1 protein-coding gene is annotated in these 552 nt (G+C 65.9%); it reads right to left on the reverse strand.

Going from position 1 to position 552, the window contains the following annotated elements; translation table 11 throughout:
• Nucleotides 1-39 precede the first annotated feature (39 nt).
• Nucleotides 40-552, reverse strand: a 513-nt coding sequence (locus tag J4F42_17665; protein ID MCE2487346.1) for a TIGR04283 family arsenosugar biosynthesis glycosyltransferase, incomplete at its 5' end; no start/stop codon positions are given.

Consider the following 552-nt stretch of genomic DNA (forward strand, 5'->3'; position numbering starts at 1 on the left):
GACTCAGAGCGGGTCTGTCCCGCTCCGAGCCGCTCCGGCTCAGCGCGTATCGGCATAAAACGTCTTCAGATAGCTCGGCGACACGCCGATAAAATACAAAAAGCGCAGCAGCCACATCAGCACGATGGTCCGTACAATGCCGTCGCGCTGCCAGCGCCGGGCCGAGGTCACCACCCGCTCGCGCAGACAGGCCAGTTCGCCCTGCCGCTTGAGCCGATAGCTCAGCTCCAGATCCTCCATCAGCTCGGCCTCCCGATAGCCGCCCAGTTCCAGAAAGGTCCGGCTGCGCACAAAAATGGCCTGATCGCCGGTCGCAATCCGTGACAGGCGTGAGCGGAGGTTCATCAGCGTCTCAACCAGCCGGAACGGCCAGCCCTCGGCGTCGAGCCGCACGTCAAAGCGACCGCCCACGACCCGGGGGCTGCGCAGTGCGTCTTCGAGCAGAGCCGGAAAGCCGGGCGGCAGGACCGTATCGGCGTGCAGAAACAGCAACACCTGACCGCTCGCCGCCCGGGCCCCGACATTCATCTGGCTGGCCCGCCCCCGTTCTGC

The sequence above is a fragment of the Desulfurellaceae bacterium genome, from assembly GCA_021296095.1.
Taxonomy (GTDB): Bacteria; Desulfobacterota; Binatia; order Bin18; family Bin18; genus JAAXHF01.